The sequence below is a fragment of the Paenarthrobacter sp. 10L420 genome (assembly GCF_056395385.1).
The window spans coordinates 38909-59711 of record NZ_JBFTJK010000022.1; the positions used below are offsets into that span (position 1 = coordinate 38909).

Sequence of the window (20803 nt, forward strand, 5' to 3'; positions counted from 1 at the left end):
CCGGAACGAACCGAGTGGATAGGACGCTTCCGCCGGCATCAACCTCTGCGTGACATTCCTGTCGCTGGTCGGGTTGACACGCCGGCAAACCGATGATCCTTCTGCGGCTGTGCCGTGCCCGCGCCAGAGCTTCAGCGAGCAGGCATCGCAGGTCCGGTGCCGGCACGGCACAGCCGCAGGCCCCGTGAAGCGCTGGTGGCCACCCTCATCGGATCCACCAGGGCCATCGCGAGGAAGCCGCTTCGTTCGGTTTCTCGTGGCGGCTGATCCAGCGAAAATTGGACCAGCGATGCTGGGTACTGATCAACACCGCTTCGAAAACGGTCGGCTCTGGCACACGGTTTGCCGGTGGTGAATAGAGATCGAAGTGCTCATCGTTGCCACCATCACCAGGAACCGTGACAAGCCAAAAAAGCCCTTGATGGGCGGGCAATGCGGGCTAAAGTCCCTCCCCACCTGGCGGCCTCCTGCTCAGAATTCGTTTCATCACTTCATCTTCGACTCTCACGCATGTGCAATCGTTACTGGCGTGATTAGAGATCAAGTGGTGGCCAGCAAGGGATAAGTAGAACTTGGCCGGCAATTAGATTCATCGTGTTTGGAATTAGTTAGAGAAAGTGGGGCCGGGCAGTTGTTGCAAGGAGTGTTTGCTTTCGGGAAATTCGCCGGAACGAACTTCTTGTCCGAAGGTCGTTGCAGCCTGGAGTAGTCTTGATCGAAGATCTGCGTATTGCTTGACAACTTAGCAACTTTCCCACCGCGAATCCCGGCCATATCCTGCCACAGAACCTGTCCGGTGGTCGCTTTGCCAGCGCCGATGCCGATTGTGGGGATATATCGCTGCATCTACCCGTCCCGCGGTATCCGCAGGAACCATTTCCATCAGAACGCAAAAGGCGCCCGCCTCTTCCAAGGCCAGGGCGTCTTCAATCAGCCTTTGGGCGTCGTGGCTGCGGCCCTCCACGCGGTATCCGCCGAGAGCGTGCTCGCTCTGAGGAGAGTGAGCCCGATGTGAGCGATGACGGGAATTCCTGCCTCTACCATCGCCCTCACTGTTCCGGAGTAAAAGCCTCCGCCTTCGATTTTCACGGCATGGGCCAGCCCCTCTTTGAGGAACCTGATGCCGGTGGCGATGGTTTGCCGGGGCTGATAACCACATAGCGGCCAAACGGTAGGTCGGCGACGACCAGTGCGCGCCTGGCAGCGGGTTACCGCGCGACATAGTGGCAGGAGTTCGTCAACGCTAACGGGCAAACTTGTTTCATTGCCAAACACATTGAAGCTAGCAGTAGGCGGCGCGCAGCATGTGCACAGTTGTCAACCCGAGGGGGCAAATGCCGGAACCCCAATCGGAAGTGTTAGCAACGATGACTAGTGTTTAGAGATGAACTCCAAGAGCTGAGAGTTGAACTCCACGTATTCGTTCAGATAGGGGTCGTGGCCGCTGTGCTCGAAGACGCTGAGCCGACCATCGGGTACCGTTTCGGCGAACCAACGCATTACGTCAACGTCGTAGAAGGGAGAATGCCTGCCTGCGATCACGAGGGTGGGGATTTTGATTCGTGGCACGACGTCTCGCCAATCTGAGAGAAAATGATCTGCGAAAAGACGGCGTGACTTGTCCCACGCAAAGTCCTTCCAAGATGGCGTAATCGAGTCAAAAAACTGCTGGACATGCTCCGGCAGATCCGGCTCTACGCCATCGTTGTCCCAATTAAGCTTAAAGTCGATGGCATCGAAAACATTCTGTTCGGTGATACCCCGGACACCCAGCTGCCAGTCTGCGGTGTTGACAATTTTTGCAGTTTGCTCAGCGGCGACAAATGCCGATATGCGATCCCATGGGTCAGCCGTAATTGAGAAGTAGGCAAGGCTTGCCGAAACTCCCATGGAGTGCCCCACGAGAACCGTATCGCGGAGGTCGAGGGCCGTGAGAAGCTCTCCAAGGTCCAGGCCTAGCCTGCTCATCCTCTGACCGTGCTCCGGCATGTCCGAGCGGCCGTGGAGCCTATGATCGTAGCGGATCACGCGGTATCCGGCTTCAAGAAGTGCATCTCTCTGCCATACAAAGTAGGCGCTGTGAGCGGTGCCGCCGGACGCAAAAACGATGGGCCGTCCGTGTCCTTCGTCGTCATACCGAATCGATACTCCGTCCGAGGTTTGGAAGGCGAGATTAGTACCGGTCATTTTCTTTCCTTAAGTTCTGCATATGAATCTTTTTGGGCCTCGAGGCCGCGCGGTTATGACCGGTTTCTGTTGCGGAAGCAGACTGTTAGGGCCCAGTAGCGCGCAGGCGAACTTCTCCAGCGCCAGAACGAACAGCACAACAGGTCACCGTCAGGATCTATAAGCGCTCTTCATAACCACGCCCACGCTCTTAGGATCACCCGCTCCGTGTCTCACCTGGCGGGAGCACGAACTACGCCGGCTCTTTCGACGAATGGCCTCGAGTAGGGCACGACGTCGCTTGCTTCAACGTCCGATGGTTTACGGCTTCGTCCCGTATCGCCGGACGATTTGGGCCGCAGCTGTTGAATCCGTCCCAGCTCAAGGGCCGTCAGAGCTAAGAAAACGGAAGAAACAGCACCCGGTTCCCTCAAATTGATGCCCAGGATTTCTTCAGCTTTAGCTATCCGGTAGCGCAGTGAGTTGTGGTGGATTTCCAGGTAGTCGGCCGCAGCGTTGATGTTCTGAGCATGCTCAAAGTATGTCTGAAGACCCTCTACCAGCAGCTCGCGCCCCTCCAAGGGCTTCAGGAACTCCTGGGCCCATTTGATCATCTTGTCGAAACCGACGTCAGCGAAAAGCCTAGTTGCATAGTTGAAGTCTTCGTACGCCATAAGTTTAGGACCTCGCGAATTACGGCGAAGGGTTCGAACCGCCAACTGCGCGTCCTGGTATGAGTCCAGAATGTCGCCCAAGGCATGCACACTGCGGCCGATTCCAATGAGGGCGCCTGGGAGTTTGGAGCCTTCCGCCACGATCACTCGCCGGAAGGCTTGAACGCTACACTGCGCCGCTATCGTTATTGTCTTGTCCTTGGCGGTCATGAGGTACGCGATGGACTGTGACTCCAGTGCCTTGCCCAACATTTCCGATAGATCCTCAGACGCCGGCAACGAGCGCGATGCGACCGCAGGTCGAATTGGCCGGAAAACAATGGTCCGCAACTCGTCGTCAAAAGACAGGCCGAAAGCCGCTATTCGGGCCGCCAATTCGGGATTGTGAGGCTCGCGGCGCAATGCCAGCGCCTCCTCAAGCACGGCAGTGCGTATGGCTCGTTCTTGTTGTCGGGCGGCCACGGCCATTCGCTGGCTGGCCTCGACCAAGGTTGCGGCTACGTGAGCGGCGGAGGTTGAATGGCTATCCGGAAAATTCGTCCGCCGAGCCGTGATGACGAGCCAACCGAAATGCGAGTCGGCCTCGTCAGGAGCCGAAATTCTGGCTGCCACCCCCCTCCATCCGTCCACGTCCACGTTCTGTGAATCGGCCTCGGTGCGGCCGATCTCTTCAAACAAAAGTGACATGGGTGTGGGCCCGGTGGCATGGACAGTCTTACCGAATCTGTCGATGAGGACTGCGGTGGCATTACATACGTGCGCCAATCGGCTTAGTAGCGCCGCTATCGGTTCAGTTTCTGTCATCGCTTGACTGAGCGCCCTCTGCAAGGAGGCTAATCGGCGGGAAACGGATTCCTCCGGCATTTGCATCGATCGAGAAAATGACATCACGACGCTAGCGACGTTCAGGGCTGGATCAACAGCGATGACGACGTGCTGCTCCCCGACGACTTGGATCCCTTCCGAAAGAGAGGACTCGGACGCCGTAACGAAGATGACGCGTCCGGGCCCATCGAGCCGGTCCGCGACCAAGTCACTAAAGCTTGCGGCACCTGGGCATATCACGACCACATCCACGTCGGTGGGTAAGTCTTCCGGCTTCAGCAAGACAACAGCGCCACGAACTTGCCTGGACTGCTGGGAAGCGTCCCCCGCGACAAGCTTCGCGGCAGGACCCAAGTCCGCTAGAACTGCTCCTAGTGGCAAGGAGGTCGGATCAACTATCATAGGGAACTCTTTCGGGAAGAGACCGGGACGGGCGGTTGGCCTCGCCTACCGCTTTCGCCCAGACTAGACCAGAAATTTAGCCGTCCCCCTGTGAGAATTCTAACGCTATTCGACGAACGTTGGACAAGAAACAATTACACCTGTGCTGGTGGGCTCCTAACGTCGCAGGTAGAGACTCGAACACCATACGGCTGGGCATATGGGGCCTGCTTGCGTTCTCTGGCGTATAGGTCATGTTGCATGGGCTTGACCTCTGGAAATTCAAGCGTCAAGGACTTCTCACCCTGCTATCGGATTCGTCTATCTGGAAGACTAACGAAGAGGGCCACAGGACAGCCCGAGGAAGAAGGTACCTTGCCATGAGCGCTGACACACTTGCGACAGGTGACATTGTCGTCATAGGAGCAGGAATTGTGGGGCTTTGCACCGCTTGGGAGCTGCGCAAGCGGGGATTCGACGTCGTCGTCGTAGAACAGCGGTTTCCTGCCTACGGTGCTTCCGGACGAAACGCAGGTTCCCTATGGCTGCAGACGCGGCGTACAGGGGACGAACTCTCTCTCGCTAAAGCCGGCAAGGAAAAGTACCAGGACTACTTGAGCGAACTTGGCGATGTGTTCGACTATCGCAATCAAGGCGGCCTCTTTTTCTTCGAAAACGACGCACAGGGCCGGGTTCTTGAAGATTATGCTGCCAACCGGCGGGCAGCCGGCTTGGACGCAACCATGATCAGCCGGGAAGAGGCTCAGAAGCACTCCTCCATCCTTCCGGAAAGTGCGCTCGGCGCCGTCTTTTGCGCCGATGATGCCCAAATAGATGGTGTGCAGTTCGTCAACGCTCTGGCCAGCGCCTGTGTGCGGGCAGGTATCCGAACTTTTGAAAATACGTCTGTCCTTTCAACCCTGCGAAACGGCGAAACCGTAACAGGGGTCCGCACGGTCCGGGGCGAGATCCATGCATCGGGCGTGGTGTGGGCAACGGGTGCCTGGTCAACCAACCTCCGGGCCGAGGGGATCGACGTCCCAATCAGCACTGCAAGAGTGGGTCAGATGCTGACTCAGCCCATAGACACGCGCTTGAACGCCATAATGCATGGACCCCGGGGTGTGTACGGATGCGGGGCGCTCACTGACCTTCCAACTTATGAAGCCGCGGTTTTTGCCGGCCCGAACAGTTCCAGCGCGGGAACGAGCCCCGGCGGGACTTCAGGGTCCTCGTTCGTTGACTATGACGACTCGATCGCCCAAAACCGCGGAGGGTCAATATTCATCGGAAACAGTCTTGACGGACGGGGTTCTCTCAATCCCCACATCAGCATCAATGCTACAAACGCAATGGTTTCGACCACCTTGGACAGATACTCAAGCCTAGCTGAATACGGCGTTACCGGTCTTTGGGCTGGTCTCGGAAGCGAAACAAGTGACCACCTTCCCATCGTCGATCGGGCTGACGGCGCCTATATAAACGTCGGCCACGCGTGGGGCATCGCAAGCGCGCCCATCTGCGGCCAGGTGATGGCGGAGGTCATCGCCGGGGAGACCAGCACCTTTGCTGGTGCTTTGAAAATGAACCGGTCCGCGCTCAGAATCTCTGCCGACTAGCTCTCCAGCCTTCTTTCCAAGTCAAAAGCCGTAGCAACTGGCTCAGTAGTCCTGACCCTTTGGCCTGAGAACCAAATCATTGACTACCCTTTCAGAATCCTCCTAGTATTCAGCCCCTCGACGCTCCGTTAGCGTCTATTGCATGAGTCGCCCGGCACATGGATTGTGACAACAACGCCATGCCCCACCTGAATATTCTTTCTACGACCTGCCGACCAGCTCGTCCGCAACCGCGGGAAGAACATAAAGGAAGAATCGCCGACCAGCGACGGCCGACTTCTCAGACAGGAGATTCCTATGACCAAGGCGTCACTAAAGGTAGCCACCATTCAGTTCGAACTCCGGCCGGAGAGGACTCTCCAGCAGTATCTGGATCATGTGGAGGGGCTGGTAAAGCGCGCGGCGGAACAAAAGGCCGAACTCGTGCTTTTCCCAGAGCTCGCAAGCACGGGGCTCCTCGGAGCAGTCACAGATCACGAAGTTACGACCGCCACAATCACATCGGACTACTGGAAGTTCCTGCCGGAGTTCACGGATGACCTCGTTGAGGGCATGCGCAGGATGGCCCAGGATTACAACATCGTGGTTGCTGGTGGAAGTCACAACCGGGTCGCCGAAGATGGATCGCTGCGCAATACAGCGTTCATCGCCCACCCGGATGGTCGGATCGAGTCCCAAGACAAGATCCACCTCACACCACAGGAGCATGCTCTAGGCGCCCGGGGCGGCGATGAACTCCTGGTCACAAAAATTGGGCCGTTTACGGTCGGCCTGCTGATCTGCGCGGACATCCAGTTCCCTGAGCTCTCACGTTATCTGGTCCATAAAGGCGTTGACCTGATCCTTTGCCCTTCGCTCACGTGGAACCGGCGGGGCGTCCACCGGGTGCGTACCGGCTGTCAGGCGCGTGCTATCGAGAACCAACTGTACGTGGTGATGTCACCACTGTTCGGTACAAGCGGCATTCCTACCGATTCCCCGATGTTCGCAGTTGGTAAGGCCCTAGTCGCCGGGCCCGTGGACAAAACAGTGGGAGTCAACGACGGGATCCTGGCCACCACTGCGTCAGCCGACGAAGAAGTACTGATCGCCGATTTGGACCACGACCTGTTGGTTGCCTCACGTGCAAAACCCGAAGCACCCGGCCTGGCACTGCGGAGGCTGGATCTGTACGCCAAGCTGCAGGCAGAAATGGGCGCATGATGCCGCTGTACCAGCATCGCGTGAGGAACCACGAGGTGGACTCTCAGGGGTTTCTCTTCAACAGCCGCTATCTCGAAATCGCCGACGTCGCCATGACGGAGTTCTTCCGCAGTATTGGTTGGCCCTACCCGAAGCTGGTCGCTGAAGGGACGGATCCCTCGGTTGTCAGTGCAGTTCTTTCCTTCAAATCCCCCGCTTACTTCGACGACCTTCTCGACGTTGACGTCAAGTGCCGAAACGTCGGGAATTCCAGCTTCAAGATTGACGTTTCGATTGCTCGTGGTGGAAAGGAGCTGGCGAACGTCGAACTCGTTTACGTTAACGTCGACCCAACTCAGGCCCGTTCCCGACCACTTCCGGAAGCCGTCGCGATGGCACTCGATGGCGCCCTGCAGGGCTGATCCAACAACCCTGCCCCAAGTCCCAGTTACTCTCCCTCTCAAGCTCGGCCAGCAAATCGTCGAAGTACGCCTTGCTGGCCACCGAATCACGAACTACAGAACATGGAGCCCTCATGACAAACGCTTTGACCCACAAACCCACTTTTGATCCGAGCAACGTTAACGACTTTGGTCCGGCAAAAATCGAACATCGAACGGCCGGAAGCAAGCTCAGGCAGCTTGGAACATACATTATGACCTTTCAGGAGGAGGGCTTCAGTGACCCGTGGACGGTTCAGTATGAAGAAACAATTTACGTGATTGACGGTCAGGCTCGCCTGATCATAATCAACGGCGACCACAAGGAAGACCTGATTGGTGACGCCGATGAACTGCTTGTTCTTCCTAAAGGAACCACTGTCCAGTACAGCGCAACCCCGGGTACCCGCCTCTTGCTTTCCATCAGCCCAGTCCACTGGCGCGACGAAGTCGCTTAGGGCGAATCCCAGCTATGGAAGCAACATATGATGAAGGTCTCGGAGGCTCTCAAAAGGCTTGGGCGCCACCGTCAACCACCCCCTGGGATCTGGTCGAAGAAGGGCATAACGTAGTTCTCGAAAATGGGAATCACCGTTTCTCCGGAACGGTAGACGCGTTGAGTTTCGACCGGACTATTATCTGGGTTACTTCATGGGTTGGGGAACGTCGCCTCTTCCATGCAGCTGACGGTTACCAGATGTTCCTTCAGCAACCCCTTTTGCCGTCGGTGGACGCTTAGGGAGGCGACTGATACGAACGGGGAAATCACAATCTGAAAATGTTGATTTCGTCCAAATGGTGCAGTGCCTCCTATGCCTTGCTGATACCCGTATTTTGAATAAGCTTGCTATGGGCAGTCTCGCGGGGGACCCAGACGCATCGCGCGCCGACCCGACTCCCACGAGACCACTCGACTTAGTCTTCCGGCTCTGAACGATCCACTTGCTGTGGGATCCTCGGAGATCAAAGGATCGGCAGCGGACGTCCCGCAAGAGTACACCTGACCGGGATCTGTGCGCGCGGAGGGGAATCTTGCTGGGGCCATAAGTACACTGCTGCGTGGGAAGCCAGCGAACTCCGGCGGTGTTGCCAATCCCGGACCGGAATCGCTCGTGGCGCTACTTGTCGCTGCGACATGTCGACTGCCCAAGTCTCTCTGGCCCTCATCATCCCTTGGTCAACACCGACGCCCCCTTCTCGCCAGGTGAAGCCCGGAGCTGTTCTTTGACCCATTCCCGGGAGGCCGTCACTGGCCGGCGGGCTTGCGTCCTAGTTCGGAGGGTCCAAACCCGTCTCGGGTGGGTCGATGATGCCGGCGCCTCCAGTTACGTTTTTCGTAACCTGTGGCGGTTAATGAGTGTTCTAGTACATGGGCCCCGGAGCGCCAGATGGGCATCCGGGCGATGAACCGACTGCCGGGAACAGGGCTCACGACCCAGTCCATGGTCCTGGAGTAATTCAATAAGAAGGCCGGGTCCACCGGCCTGCGGGCGGGGGCCTATCCGGCGAGATGCGGTGTTCCAGGAGCAACTGTGGAAAGGTCCCGGTGAACCCGATTGATGTGATCTTCGCGGCACCCGGCGAGCAGGCCCGGCACCGTGATGGAAAGGCAAGCCGTCGAACTGATCATCCCCAGCGTCGCCCAGAGTAAAGTCCTTAATTACTGACCATGGGCGATGCCCGGCTGCGGTCCGGTATGGCCAGGGACCTCGCACACGCCCGCCAACACGTCAACGCCATCCTGCTGCGCCACGGCATCCGCTACCCCAAGGACACCTGGTGGACGAAGGAACATCGCGAGTGGCTGCACCGCCAGCGCTTTGAGGAACCGGCCCTGCAGTTCACCTACGAGGCCGACGTTGAACAGCCCGAACTACTCGTCGCGCATCTATCACGGATCGACAAACACGCCGCGGCCAGCCGCTACTCCCCGGTGCTCGAGGCGGTGATGTGCCTGCGGGGCATCCAGATGACCACGGCGTCGGGCTGGCCGTGGAGATCGGGGACTGGACCCGATTCAGCGGTTCGTCCATCGGTTCCTACCTCGGGCTGGTGCCCAGCGAGGAGTCCTCCGGTCAATCCCGGCACCAGGGCCCGATCACCAAGGCCGGGAACACCTATGCCCGCAAACTCCTCATCGAAGCGGAGTGGCAACACCGCCGCCCCTACGCCCGGCCCGGGCAACGACTGATGCGCCAGCTCGATCTCGTCGACCCGGCCACCCGCATCCGCGCCCTGGAAGGAAACCACAGACTCCACCGCAAGCCTGGCTCTCGAGTTGGCTCCGCTGCTGCCATCGCAGTCGCACCACGTCCCGGAGGCACGTTCGGGGTCAGGCCGCGTTCATGCGTTCTCCTTGCTGGAGCGGGGCGGCCAACGACCAATGAGCAGACGGGCTAAACCGTCGACGGCGCTCGATTCTAGACTCCGATACGCTCCAGCCGAACACATCGTCATGCCGCAACCAACCGCGAATGTCAGCCTGACACTGCAGTCGAGAAAGACTCGGCACCACAAGTCACCACGACCGGCCGGCACAAGATGAACGGCCCCCGGCACAAAAGCCAGGAGCCGTTCATCCATGCCTCTTGACAACCGGAACTACATATCAGCCTCCTGAACGCGACGCCTGAGTGATGCCGCTACCAGCGCCAGCGCCCTCGATAATAAGTTTGGCCGGCTCGATCCAGGCCCCATCCAGGTTTATATCCGCCGAGCAAACCGGCGTAACAGTCCTATACAGAGCAGTTCTAAAGGAACTCAGGTGCCAACCGCTACTCGACGACAGCAACCACCGCATTTAGTTCGGTGATCCGGCACCAGGTAGCGAAATCCTCCCGGTCGGCCGACGGCCGCATCCTAAACTACATTCGCCGATTCCGGCGACAGGGAAGTGGCATGTACGGCAGGTTTCACGTCAAGGGTGAGCCGTGATGAGAACGATCCCTTGAACTCGCACAGTACAGCTTTCAACCTCAGGATCGAAGCCGTACTGTGCGTCTTTTTCAGGTAAGTGAGCTCGTAGCGTCGACTCCATACGTTTGTGGCCTGAACATCGGGATGGCCCCAACGAGTTCACGCGTGTAGTCGTCCGCCGGTGAATCGAATAATTGGGTGACCGGACCGATCTCCCTGACAACGCCCTTCTGCAAAACGAGCGCGCGATGGGCTATTGCGCGTACTACCGCGAGGTCATGGGTGACGAATACTACAGATGTGCCGTACTCAGCAGACAGTCCGGACAGGAGATCGAGTATTGCAGCCTGCACGGACACATCAAGTGCTGAGGTGATTTCGTCGGCAAGAATAAGCCGTGGATTCGTCACGAATGCCCGCGCGATGGCTATGCGTTGCTTCTGCCCGCCAGAGAGCTCACTTGGGTATCGATGGACCATTGATTCGGGAAGGTTTACGTCGGCCAGGATTTTACGTGCTCGTTCTTCACGGTCGGCCTTGGATAGCTCGGGTGCAAAGAGTTGCAGTGGTCTGGTAACGAGGCTCATTACGTCGTGCCGCGGGTTCAGGGACATGTCGGGGTTTTGGAAGACTATTTGCACGTCGCGCCGCGCGGAGCGTGACCTCTTTCCCACGTCTGGGGCCAGAGTGGCGCCATCAAACTGAATTTCTCCGCTGCTGCGTGGGTGCAGTCCTGCAATGGCACGCAGCAGAGTTGATTTTCCGCTGCCTGATTCACCGACAAAGGCGAGCGTCTCGCCTGGAGCGACGCTGAATGTGACTCCCTTGACGACCGGGATCGCATGACCACGCGAGCCGTACTCGCACCAGACATCATCAACAGAAAGCAGCGAGGCTGAATCCTCGACTGTTCCCAGGACTCCAGGTCGGTCACTGATCGAAAGGGTTTCGTAATTGCCGGCCCGGAGGCACCGAACGTTGTGGGTTGGTCGCAGCGGCAACAGCTTGGGGTTGGATTCCGAGCAGCTCTTGATACTGAACTGGCATCGTGGTGCGAAGGGACAGGCCCCAGCTACAACCCCTGGAGGCGGTGCCCCGGGGATCCCTGATAATGCGCGAGTGCCGGTTGCATCCGGAACAGCCGCCAGCAGCGCCCTGGTGTAGGGATGCTCCGGACGTGACATCAATTCACCCGCTGGACCGGACTCGATGACTTGGCCCGCATACATGATTGCGATTCGGTCGGAGATCTCCGCGAGGAGAGGCAGGTCATGGCTCACGAACAAGGCAGCGGTCTGGTGTTCCTCCACTACGCGTCGCAGAAGTTTGACGATCCTTGCTTGGGTCGTAACGTCCAACCCAGTCGTCGGCTCGTCGAGGATCAACACCTCGGGATTGCATGAGATAGCAATCGCCAGATTGATCCGCTGTTGCTGACCACCACTGAACTGATGCGGATAACGTCGAAGCGCGGCCTCCGGATTAGGAACGCCGACCTCCTTCAAAAGTTCCACTTGCCTGTCATGGTTGGCTTGTCCGGTTAGTCCGAGGTGGATCTTCAGGGGCTCGGCCATCTGACGCCCAATAGTCAAGGCCGGAGTCAATCCATTCGACGATGCTTGGGGCATGTAAACTACCTTGCTCCCCCATATGCGTCGAAGTTGTGCAAGGGGGATGTTCAGCAGATCAATGTCGCCGAGCTTTGACTGGCCAGCGGGCACTTGCATGGCGCCTGGCCGATAACCGATCGCCGCCAACGCCGTCGTGCTCTTGCCGCAGCCGGATTCGCCCGCCATTCCGAGGATCTTTCCTCGCTCCAGCACGAAATCGACGTCGCTCACGACCTCTTTCAGGACGCCGTTCCGCAGGCCGTACCCCACTGAGAGGCCTCGCACTTCCAGTGCGACGGAGGTACTCATAGCATGAAGTCCTTAGTAGTGTCTTTGTTGACATAGGAGATGATCGCATCTGCGATCAGGTTGAGGCCAACCGACAGAGCGGCGATGCCGACTACCGGTGCGAGAGCCGCCCAGGGCTGAACCTGCACGTAGCCCAAGCTGGTCGCGATAGAAAGGGCCCAGTCCGGGGAGGGGGGCGTCGCTCCAAGGCCAAGGAAATTGAGGGCTGCGACGAAGAGCACCCCGTAGGTGATCCTGAGGGCAAGATCCGAGACGAGCGGTCCGACGATGTTCGGGGCGATCTCCCGCACGACAATGGAAACAGCATGCTCGCCGCGTGCCCGAGCGGCTTGGACATAATCGGCCGTGACAACTGCGAGCGTTGCACCCCGGGCGACCCGTCCGATGGGCGGTACAAAGACTACAGCCACTGTAATCAACAGGACTGTCGCCGACGAGCCGAATCCAGCTATAACCGAGAGGGCAATGAGCAGTGGCGGGAGAGTCAGGAGAATGTCGAAGACTCGGGCAACCACCTTATCGAACACTCCCCCGGCATATGCAGCAACCATCCCCAACAAACCCCCGGTGATAGTCGCCAGTGCAACGGCCGCCAAGGGAATCAGCAACACCATCTGGCCGCCCAGTAGGAATCTGCTGAAAACGTCCCGCCCCAAGTGGTCCGTTCCGAACGGCAGACCACTGCTGGGCGGCGAGAGCGGGCGCCCGACAGCAAGCTGATCGTACGCATGTGGAGCCAATGCCGGACCGAGAATGAGCACTAGCAGGACGGCGCTGACAATAACCAGTCCGAAGCGACCCGACCAGGTGTGGGTAATGGGTCTCAGAGGACGAAACTTACGTACTGGTCTGCGATGAACAGCTGTGGCTTGAGGTATGGAATCAACGCTCATCGGGCTGCCTTCAATCGTGGGTTGAGATACGTGACGAAGATATCCGCGATGAAACTAAGCGCGATAAATACCGCCCCCAGTAGCACGGTTATCGATAGAGCGGAGTTGGTGTCACCCTGGGTGATGGCCTGAATCAAAAGACGCCCCAGCCCTGGGAAACCGAATACGTTCTCAACGATGATGGCTCCTCCCAGAAGGTAAGTCATGACGAGCGCGACAGCGTGCACGAGCGGGACGGCAGCAGACCGGGTGGCGTGACGCCATACGACTAGTCGTCTGGGCAACCCCCGCAAAACGGCGTTCCTTGTGAACGGTGCGTTCAATGCCTCCGAAACGGACGCACGTGCTATTCGTGAAACGTAAGGCACAACACTCAGTCCCAAAGTCAACGCGGGGAGGACGAATGCCAGGAACCAGGCAGCAGTGACCTCCCCCGCGGCGGCAGACGAACCAACGGGCAGCCAGCGAACCTGAACGGCCAACAGGATCATTACGCCCAATCCGATGACGAACTCCGGGAGCGCGGCCAGCACTGTCATCACCACGAATGCAACTCGATCAAAGAACCCTCCTTTTCGAGCCATGAACACTCCCAGGAGGATGGCAACGGGAAGGGACCAGGCCAGAGATGCCAAAGCGAGCTCTGCCGTATGGGCGAAAGCAGGAAGTACCAGCGGCTTGATCGGTACTTTTGAGATCAGAGTTGTTCCCCAATCACCCTGGATATAGTGACCGAGCCAGTCGAAGTATCGAACCAGCAACGGACGATCCAGTCCTTGCACCGTTATGAACGATTGCAACTGCTCGTCGGTGACGTTGATCCCGAGGGCGTTGCGTGCGATTTGCTCACCTGAACGGTTCATTGCTACGAACGCTATGAACGAAATCAGCAAGAGCGTCAGAACCGACATCAGAAGCTGACGGCTCAACGCCAAAACGCGAGTCATGCTCCTGCCGCCAGCTACCACCGGGTCGGCTACCGGTTCCGCTGCCACGATGGTCATGTCATTACCCTTCTCAGTTGCGAGTCATCGATCGTGTCTGCCCGTCCCCGGGCTTTCAGGCCAACCACGTCTTCCTGAAGTCCACTGTGTCAATGGTGATGAAGAGTCCGTTGACTTTGGAAGACCGCGCATAAGCAGCGTCCGCCCAGACAGGAAGGAGAATGCCGTAGGTCTTCCGGGCTTGAAGGTAAGCCTGCTGAGTCAGTTCGATCTGCCGGCTCTGATCTGTTGTGGCGTAAAGCTCGTCAACGATCTTGTCCAGAACTGGATCCGAGAAGTGGCTATAGGGCCAAGCCGCGTCCTTCCGGTAGGAGGCGTCAAACCGGGACACGGGGAAGACCTGGGGACAGTAAGACATAAAAGCAGGAGTGACCATATATCCCTTGGACCAGTACGTGTCCGGCGAGAACTGGTCCAGTGTTACGTTGATCCCCGCGCTCTTTACGGCCTGCTGCCATGCTTGAGCAGCGTCCAACATCCCAGGCACAGAATCGGTGACACTCAACTTGATGTCGAGGCCATTCGGGAAACCGGCCTCGGCCAGCAAGGACTTCGCCTTATCGGGTGCGTACTCGGGCTTGAGGCCTGCCGGATACCACGAAGAGTCGGGGGCGGTGAACACGTCTGCTGCTGCCGCACCGTGGCCTTGCAGCGCGGTTTCGACCATCTTGTCGCGATCGGTTGCCAGCTTGATGGCATCGAGCACCCGCTGGTCGTTGAACGGCGCGACGCGCTGATCGAATGCAAAGATCCATTGTTGCCGGTTCTTGATCGTTTCGAGTACCAGGTCATTGCGGCCTTGAATCCCGGCCCACAAGGAGATCGGAATCAGGTCGGTGAGATCTGCCGCTCCTGACAGCGCTGCCTGCAACTTGGCGCCCTGATCCGGCGTAATCGTTGCCTCGATCCCATCCAGGTACGCCGCGCCACCCCAGTATGCGTCGTTTCGGACAGCCTTCCAGCTTGTGCCCGGGCTCCACGCCGTCAACTTGAACGGCCCCGTGCCTACGACGTTGGTACCGCTGAAATCAGTGGTTCCGTCCTTGACTATTTGACTAAGAGAATTGCCCATAGTCTGCATCAGGACACTGTTGGGCTTCTTAAGCTTGAGCACAACCGTCGAGGCGTCCGGTGCCGAAACCTCGCCCATGTCGAGGTAAGGCGACAGGAATGCGTTCATCGAACTCCCTGTCTTTGGATCGAGCCAGCGGCCTATCGTGTAAACGACGTCCTTTGACGTGAAGTCACTTCCGTCATGCCATTTAACGCCTTCCCGAAGGTGGATTGTCCACTGTGTGGCACCGGAGTTTACTTCCCACGCGGTCGCCAGAGCTGGCTGCGCCACAAAATTGGGGTCGGTCACCACAAGCATGTCATAAACCACTTTTAAGACCGTGGACGCATTTCCCGTGAGGGCGGTGCCAGGGTCCAGGGTGTCCGAACTGCTACCGTCACTGATCGAGAGGCGCAGGGTACCGCCCTTCTGAGGCGTTCCGCCGGACTGTTCAGAACCGGTGCCGGGCGAGCTGGTGCAAGCAGCCAGCAATAGTGCGCCGAGGCTGATGCCGCCGACCGCGAGCACCTGCCGCCGGGAAGCCTCCAGTTTGAACGGATTGACGGGCCTTGCTGCGGACGACTCGTGACTGCTGTGATCCATGTGGTACGCCTCCATGTTCGGTGCATCGGACAGACCGATGACGATTGATAAAGAACTTATCTGTGAAAAAGATCACCGTTAATTGTTGATTTTCATAAAAGGGAGATCGCCGTTGGTGGATCCCACAAGCCCGACACATCGAGCGGCGGCGGCCTGCCCTTGTCAAGTTGTTTGGACAGAGAGGTTGCGTCCTTTTAGGCCAGGCGTGCGGAAGCCCCATCGACGAAGGGAGGTCCCAAAGCGCCGTGAGGGACGTCGACGCCCCCACGTGGCTGCTTTAGGACAGCGACGGGGCGGGTAACCCGCGCTTGCGGTGCCCTCACCAGATCGTGAGCGCAATGATGTGCGGCCGGAGGTCCCCGCGAAGGTCGCTGACCACTCGGGTGTGCGCATCGAACACCATAGTGGGGCGCGAGGTCGTGTTGTAGGCCGGCCAGTCCAGGCTGTCCGTTGAGGGGTTGCCCGTCCTGGCGAAGTTCATCCAGGCATCGAACATTTTGTTGCCTACATGGAACCTGTCGCCATTCGGGTCCGCGGCGATGCGTGCCTCGTTGGAGTCCTCGCCGTCCCAGGCCACACCGTAGTCCTGACGGTTGAAGACGAACGGAAGCTCGACGCCGTGCGGAGACCACCTGCCGTCGAAACACGGAGTCCTCCATTGGCATTCATACGCGAAGACCGGGGCCCCTCCCTGTTCGGCCTTGGCAGAGCTTTGCCGAACTGCACTGTTCCAAAAACCGATGTCGGTCGTGATCCGCAGCAAAAGCTCCGTCTGCGGCAGCGACGGCATGGCCCGCCGGTATTCAGCAATCAGGGGGACGAGCTCCTCAACCTTGACGTTGCTGACGATGGCGTACAGCGCCAGTCTCCGCGCGAACTCGAGATCGTCGGCGGGCGGTATCTCCAGCTCCCGTGGGACGAAGCCGGCAAAACCCACCGTCTCGTGCAGATCGGTACCGATCATCATCGGGATGTGGCGGGCAGACTCCGGAGCACCATCTGCCCAAGAGTTACCCCTCAGGATTCTGCCGTCGATTACCGGGCCGTATTTCAAGGAGGCCGTCAACCCGTCCGGGGTCAAAGGCGGGTCAGTCACCTTCTCTACGTAGCGCACTATCGCCCTCGCCGGGGCCGCCTGCAGGGCTTCAAGGTCACCCTCGCGGATGCCTAGTTCCCTGTAGAGGCCTGCCGTCACGGCGGAGGCATCCTCAGCGGTGTTGGAACTGAGCAGGGAGCCGCTCATCACGATGGCCTTGTGGAAGAGGCCTTTGGCCTCTTCCATCGCCATCAGAGTCATGACCTTGGCGCCTCCCCCGGACTGGCCGAAGATTGTGACGTTGTCCGGATCGCCGCCGAAGGACGAGATGTTCTCCCTCACCCAATGCAGCGCGGCAACGAGATCGAGCTGGCCGACATTTCCCGAGGTAGCGAACCGCTCGTCGGCAGACTCACCGAGATACGTGTATCCGAATGCGTTTAGCCGGTGGTTGACGCCGACGGCGATGACGTCGCCGCGGCGCGCCATGCTGCCCCCGTCGTAGAATGGCGCCCCCGCCGAACCCCAGATGAAGGCCCCGCCGTGCAGCCAGACCATGACGGGCAGCTTCGAGGACATGGTCGCGTGGTCCGGCGCCCAGACGTTGAGAACGAGGCAGTCCTCGTTTTCAACGCTGGGGTCCACCCAGTCAGGAAAGTCCGGGTTGATCTGGGGACATTGAGGACCTAGCTCGAGCGCGTCCCGCACCCCCGCCCAGGGCGTGACTGGCCGAGGCGGCAGGAAGCGATTGGGCCCCGCCGTCGATGCACCATAGTGGATGCCCTTGAACACGGCCAGCCCATCGGCGACCAAGCCGCGCAGTCTGCCTGGTTCCGTCTCGACTGTCCGGTAGCCTGTCGAGGTTCCGGCGGCAAAGCCCGGCTCAAGAGGTTGCACCACGGCGATACTGTTGCTTTCGCCCGTTCCCGCGTAGTTGTCAGTCCTCATGGTGGTGCAGGCTCCTGTACTTTGGCCGCAGTTAATTCCCGGTCACAGGAGTCAAATGCGGCAGATTTCGAGAAAATTCGAACGTTAGGAAGCTTTCGCTCGGCACATACGCATGAGCGAGTTGCCGCTCTTATCCCGACAGTGGGGGCGTGGCCCTACTTAGGGTCCCGACCAGGCAGAGGGATTCCTCCGGGAGCTGCCTGGCTAAATGGCTTCCGATTTCTTCAGGGAGAGTTGAGAGGAATATATGAGAAGGAGCGACAGCGTGGAAAGTGGAGAATGTACGGCAGACTCAGGTGCAGCTCGGATACTCTCCAACGCGCGCTTCGGCCTGTTCCCGCTGCCGGGCAAGGACGCCTGCGTCTGAGCAGTATCCTGTTCCGCTTCGTTTGAGGCAGAGGAGGCCCCTCAGATGCCCATCGGCGTCGACAACGGCGAGCCGGCGTCGGCCTAAGGACTTGAGCCACGCGGTCGTCCGACTGATCGGCCACCACTCCGAGGCTGTCCTATCCTCAAGCCTTCCCAAGTGTACTGCGGGCGCTTCGTCGGGCGCTTCCGCCGCAATGTCAGAGCGTTCGATGGTGGTCAAAAGCTGTCCGTCTGCCGCGACCACTAAGGCCAGCTGCACGTGTTCGTCAGCGAAGAGGGAACGAACTTCGCCAACGGTCGAGGTCCGAGGTAGCGTGTTGGGGAACTTCACCATCGCCGCCCCGGCTGTGCCGCTGGCAGCTGGCCGAGTGCCCTGCTGACGGTCCAAGCCTTCTCCCCTCCGCATATGTTGTCGAGTATGCGCTCCCCGCCTCACCGCAGACTACACATCCCAGCCTGCGCAGCTAAGCCATGAAATGAACGGTCACACCTGGCCGATATGGCGACGACGACCGGCGAATGCGTGGATAAGCAGCGCTATGAACACCGCCATGCAGAGCAGCGCACCGATCGCGAAGGTTGCCCGGATTCCGTCCCCGGTTGCGTGGAGGTCAGGTGCCATATTCGCCGCGAGTACAGCGCCAGAAACGGCGGTGCCGAAGGAAGCGCCAACTGATCGTAAGACCTGGTTGAAGCTCACGGAACTTCCCAATTCTGCCCTAGCCACACTTCGTGCAATGAGAGCAGGCATTGCGGCGTAACTGGCCCCCATACCGACACCGAAAGTGACCATCCCCGCCAGAATCTCCCAGAGTTCATCGTGGGCAAACCAGAGCAACATTCCAGCCCCGGTCATAATGCCGGAGCCAATCGGCAGAAGCGTTGTTAGCTTTATTCGTCGTGAGAGCCAGCGGACCAGCCGGTTGGCCGCGAAGCTTCCCACGGAGAGCGGCAGCATCACGAATCCAGCCCAGAAGACCGGAAGGGCGATGCCATACCCGGTGGACAGGGGAGCTTGTGCGACGAGACTTGAAATTGAGAGGCCGATGTACAGTGCGGCGCCTAATCCGGTTCCAGTGGCATTAGCGAGCAAGACCTCACCGTGCCGGAATACTCGTAGGTTGATCAGGGGGTCCCGCAGTCGAAGCCCGGTCCTGACCCAAAGGAACAGAAAGAGAGCGGCCAGAGCAAAGCTGCCCATAGTCCACGGAGACGCCCACCCCCACGTTGGTGCCTCGCTCACACTGAGCAGTAGTCCGCCCAAACCTAGGCTGAGCAACGCGGCCCCGCAGTAATCGAACGGTAACCGCGCGGCTTGCGTGTCAGGTCCTGCCGGAACTGCAACGAACACCACTACGATTGCGGAAACTACAAAAAGCACGGCAAACCAGAACGCGACACGAAAATCCGTCAGGCCCGCGATCACTCCCGTCAAGGGGTACCCAAGTCCCAGGCCGGTAGCCACCGTCACAGATAGGCTCGAGATAGAAACCTGCACTTTGTCGGCCGAAGCGTAGCGGCGGGCAAGAGCGATCGTCACCGGTACTATTCCGTAGGTCAATCCCTGAAGGGCTCGACCGATGAGGAATACAGTAAAGTTTGGCGCCAAGGCCGCCACAACGGAGCCAACAAGTATGACGGTCAAGGAGACCAGGAGAAGCCGCTTCTTATGGGGGCCATCGCTTAGACGTCCCATTATTGGTGTTGAGATCGCTCCAAACAACAGGTTGACGGTGAGCATCCACTGCGCGTTGCTGACGGAAACATCCATCTCGCGAGATATGGCAGGCACCAGCAACATGCCGAGCGAACTCACGATCGACGTCGAAAGGGCTGCATAGATCAGCGCCGGAACCAAGCGGGAGGGCGCAGGCGAGTCAATCATCGAACGAATCCGATGCCAGTGTCCTTCGGGACAGATACTGCTGCTTCAATAGTCGCCCGCTCTTGGAGCGTCGATGTCCTTATCCCGACACCAGACACTCTTTCGTACCCTCCGGCACACTCCTTGTACAGCCGCTGGCGTGCGGCCTCGGTGGGCCCGATCCGGCTCGGACGACAGGCCAGGCTGTAGCCAATCCCCGAGACGGGCTCGCCTCGCTTAAGTTCACGGACGGCAGAGGTGATTCCGTGTGAGCTGGCGTGCAATATGCCCGCCTCTTTGGAAATCGTTGACCGCCGAATATCGGCAGGATGGTCCAACGTTCCACTCTTGTCTAGGGGCATCGTCCGCTCCGGACGCGTCGTGTGAAGTAGCGGATTCAGGTTCTCAATAGAGGAATACACTATAACTTCGCCCATTCATATAATATAGACAAGCAACTTGATAAAGTTGCATGATCTTTCTTTCGCCGGGAAGCATGCGACATTTTCGCAGTCAGCACGACGGCGGGGTGCCGCTTCCACGCCAAGCCGCGCCCCGCCGTCGTAGTGACTTGGAGAAAAGGCAAACTGCTGCGGACACTCGCAACCCGCGGGCCGGCCGAATGATCGTCTTAAAGGCTAAGCCCCTCCGCCGCTGCATGTCGGTAGAAGTCGACGTGCTCAGCGGGGAGCGGGTCCTTGTTCAGGATGACGTCGGCTGCTTTTTCGGCGATCATCATGACCGGCGCATAGAGGTTGGCATTCGGGATGGAAGGCATCACCGACGCATCGACGACTCGAAGGCCCTCAACGCCGTGCACCCGGAAGCTGTGGGGATCGACGACGGACTGGTCATCGTTGCCCATCTTGCAGGTCCCGCAGGGGTGATAGGTGGTCTCGGCGTCCTGGGA

The 20803-nt window shown here is 59.0% G+C and carries 18 protein-coding genes; 5 read left to right on the top strand and 13 right to left on the bottom strand.

The genetic code is table 11. The annotated features are described in order from the left end of the window. Nucleotides 1–540 precede the first annotated feature (540 nt). From AC1DD5_RS22235 to AC1DD5_RS22255, 5 genes are all read right to left on the bottom strand, one after another. Nucleotides 541–846 carry a 3-methyl-2-oxobutanoate hydroxymethyltransferase gene (locus tag AC1DD5_RS22235; RefSeq protein WP_442006378.1) on the bottom strand — a complete coding sequence of 102 codons (306 nt, stop codon included), beginning with the start codon at nt 844–846 and terminating at the stop codon, nt 541–543. After that, nucleotides 743–964 carry a 3-methyl-2-oxobutanoate hydroxymethyltransferase gene (locus tag AC1DD5_RS22240; RefSeq protein WP_477516758.1) on the bottom strand — a complete coding sequence of 74 codons (222 nt, stop codon included), beginning with the start codon at nt 962–964 and terminating at the stop codon, nt 743–745. The genes AC1DD5_RS22235 and AC1DD5_RS22240 overlap by 104 nt, the downstream gene beginning before the upstream one ends. After that, on the bottom strand, nt 931–1275 hold the full coding sequence (locus tag AC1DD5_RS22245) for a 3-methyl-2-oxobutanoate hydroxymethyltransferase (RefSeq protein WP_477516759.1): 345 nt from the start codon (nt 1273–1275) through the stop codon (nt 931–933). The genes AC1DD5_RS22240 and AC1DD5_RS22245 overlap by 34 nt, the downstream gene beginning before the upstream one ends. A 96-nt stretch (nt 1276–1371) precedes the next feature. Further along, on the bottom strand, nt 1372–2187 hold the full coding sequence (locus AC1DD5_RS22250; protein WP_477516760.1) for an alpha/beta fold hydrolase: 816 nt from the start codon (nt 2185–2187) through the stop codon (nt 1372–1374). A gap of 212 nt (nt 2188–2399) precedes the next feature. Then, nucleotides 2400–3644 (bottom strand): PucR family transcriptional regulator, encoded by a 1245-nt coding sequence (locus AC1DD5_RS22255; RefSeq protein ID WP_477516761.1) that lies wholly within the window; start codon nt 3642–3644, stop codon nt 2400–2402. Between the two features lie 782 nt (nt 3645–4426). On the opposite strand from AC1DD5_RS22255, the gene AC1DD5_RS22260 reads away from it, so the two are divergent. The 5 genes from AC1DD5_RS22260 (at nt 4427) to AC1DD5_RS22280 (ending at nt 9687) form a co-directional block, all read left to right on the top strand. Beyond that, complete coding sequence (locus AC1DD5_RS22260; protein ID WP_477516762.1) at nt 4427–5665, top strand: NAD(P)/FAD-dependent oxidoreductase; 1239 nt, start codon at nt 4427–4429, stop codon at nt 5663–5665. A gap of 297 nt (nt 5666–5962) precedes the next feature. Beyond that, nucleotides 5963–6868 (top strand): nitrilase-related carbon-nitrogen hydrolase, encoded by a 906-nt coding sequence (locus AC1DD5_RS22265; RefSeq protein WP_477516763.1) that lies wholly within the window; start codon nt 5963–5965, stop codon nt 6866–6868. After that, nucleotides 6865–7269 (top strand): acyl-CoA thioesterase, encoded by a 405-nt coding sequence (locus AC1DD5_RS22270; RefSeq protein ID WP_477516764.1) that lies wholly within the window; start codon nt 6865–6867, stop codon nt 7267–7269. The genes AC1DD5_RS22265 and AC1DD5_RS22270 overlap by 4 nt, the downstream gene beginning before the upstream one ends. Before the next feature lie 113 nt (nt 7270–7382). After that, nucleotides 7383–7745 carry a hypothetical protein gene (locus tag AC1DD5_RS22275; RefSeq protein WP_442006371.1) on the top strand — a complete coding sequence of 121 codons (363 nt, stop codon included), beginning with the start codon at nt 7383–7385 and terminating at the stop codon, nt 7743–7745. 1492 nt (nt 7746–9237) lie between these two features. Next, on the top strand, nt 9238–9687 hold the full coding sequence (locus AC1DD5_RS22280) for a transposase (protein WP_477522788.1): 450 nt from the start codon (nt 9238–9240) through the stop codon (nt 9685–9687). Nucleotides 9688–10292: 605 nt separating this feature from the next. Here AC1DD5_RS22280 and AC1DD5_RS22285 read toward each other — a convergent pair. The 8 genes from AC1DD5_RS22285 to AC1DD5_RS22320 form a co-directional block, all read right to left on the bottom strand. Then, the gene (locus tag AC1DD5_RS22285; RefSeq protein ID WP_442006369.1) at nt 10293–12122 is read right to left on the bottom strand and encodes a dipeptide ABC transporter ATP-binding protein; all 1830 of its coding nucleotides are present in this window, start codon (nt 12120–12122) and stop codon (nt 10293–10295) included. After that, entirely contained in the window at nt 12119–13015 is an 897-nt protein-coding gene (locus AC1DD5_RS22290; RefSeq protein ID WP_442006368.1) for an ABC transporter permease, read from the bottom strand. The genes AC1DD5_RS22285 and AC1DD5_RS22290 overlap by 4 nt, the downstream gene beginning before the upstream one ends. Then, nucleotides 13012–14019: an ABC transporter permease gene (locus tag AC1DD5_RS22295; RefSeq protein WP_442006367.1), complete on the bottom strand. Its 1008-nt coding sequence runs from the start codon at nt 14017–14019 to the stop codon at nt 13012–13014. The genes AC1DD5_RS22290 and AC1DD5_RS22295 overlap by 4 nt, the downstream gene beginning before the upstream one ends. 55 nt (nt 14020–14074) lie before the next feature. Further along, the gene (locus tag AC1DD5_RS22300; protein ID WP_477522789.1) at nt 14075–15676 is read right to left on the bottom strand and encodes an ABC transporter substrate-binding protein; all 1602 of its coding nucleotides are present in this window, start codon (nt 15674–15676) and stop codon (nt 14075–14077) included. Between the two features lie 319 nt (nt 15677–15995). Beyond that, on the bottom strand, nt 15996–17660 hold the full coding sequence (locus AC1DD5_RS22305; protein ID WP_477516766.1) for a carboxylesterase/lipase family protein: 1665 nt from the start codon (nt 17658–17660) through the stop codon (nt 15996–15998). Nucleotides 17661–17952: 292 nt separating this feature from the next. Then, nucleotides 17953–18417 (bottom strand): CBS domain-containing protein, encoded by a 465-nt coding sequence (locus AC1DD5_RS22310; RefSeq protein ID WP_477516767.1) that lies wholly within the window; start codon nt 18415–18417, stop codon nt 17953–17955. Between the two features lie 96 nt (nt 18418–18513). Next, nucleotides 18514–19914: an MFS transporter gene (locus tag AC1DD5_RS22315; RefSeq protein ID WP_477516768.1), complete on the bottom strand. Its 1401-nt coding sequence runs from the start codon at nt 19912–19914 to the stop codon at nt 18514–18516. A gap of 610 nt (nt 19915–20524) precedes the next feature. Continuing rightward, on the bottom strand, nt 20525–20803 hold a 279-nt coding region (locus AC1DD5_RS22320), incomplete at its 5' end, for a GMC oxidoreductase (protein ID WP_477516769.1).